The organism is Oscillibacter sp. PC13 (assembly GCF_900115635.1).
Taxonomy (GTDB): Bacteria; Bacillota; Clostridia; order Oscillospirales; family Oscillospiraceae; genus Oscillibacter.
In genome coordinates this window covers 1-1,037 of record NZ_FOXE01000042.1, presented here as the reverse complement: position 1 = coordinate 1,037, position 1,037 = coordinate 1, and the positions used below count along the sequence as shown (strand labels likewise).

General features: G+C 49.7%; 1 tRNA gene and 1 rRNA gene. Both read right to left on the bottom strand.

What is annotated here, in order from left to right:
• Positions 1–690 (bottom strand): 23S ribosomal RNA (locus tag BMZ81_RS13815); the annotation flags it as partial.
• 269 nt (positions 691–959) lie between these two features.
• Positions 960–1,035, bottom strand: a tRNA-Ala gene (locus BMZ81_RS13810).
• Positions 1,036–1,037: the final 2 nt, after the last annotated feature.

The window sequence follows — 1,037 nt, the reverse complement described above, 5'->3', positions numbered from 1 at the left end:
ACGCGCCCTATTCAGACTCGCTCTCGCTTCGCCTCCAGTGCTGAACACCTTAAGCTTGCTCGTTACTATAACTCGCCGGACCGTTCTACAAAAAGTACGCCATCACACATTAACGTGCTTTGACTGCTTGTAAGCACAAGGTTTCAGGTTCTCTTTCACTCCCCTCCCGGGGTCCTTTTCACCTTTCCCTCACGGTACTGCTCCTCTATCGGTCATCAGGTAGTATTTAGGCTTGGAGGGTGGTCCCCCCTGTTTCCCGCCGGGTTTCACGTGTCCAGCGGTACTCTGGATCTCGGCTAATCAGATTCAGTTTTCGTCTACGGGTCTCTCACCCTCTATGGATGGCCTTCCCAGGCCATTCGACTAACCTATCTGACCGTTGTGCCGGTCCGCAACCCCGGAGAATAAATCCTCCGGTTTGGCCTACTCCGCGTTCGCTCGCCACTACTTGCGGAATCTCTGTTGATGTCTCTTCCTCGCCCTACTTAGATGTTTCAGTTCAGGCGGTTCCCTTCCTACACCTATTTGATTCAATGCAGGATGACTGGATATTGTCCAGCCGGGTTGCCCCATTCGGAAATCCACGGATTAATGGATATTTGCTCCTCCCCGTGGCTTATCGCAGCTTGTCACGTCCTTCGTCGGCTCCTGATGCCAAGGCATTCCCCTTGCGCTCTTTTTAGCTTGACCAATCAGAACTTCAGCTCTCGCTTTGTTCTCAATTGTGAATTATGCAGGCTTCACAGATTCTTGAAATTGTAATTGTTACCCTTCATCTTTCCAGATGTTGTTCCACAATTAAAATATTTTACCTTTGCCATACTTTTCAGCATGGCAACCTCTCTGTTGCCTTACTTCACTTGCATGTCACATTGTTCAGTTTTCAAGGTGCATCTTCCAGCTCTTTTGAAGCCAGATTGAAACACTCAATCCCTTGAATGCTTCAATCTAATCTCAAATGGTGGAGATTAGCGGGATCGAACCGCTGACCTCCTGCTTGCAAGGCAGGCGCTCTCCCAGCTGAGCTAAACCCCCGT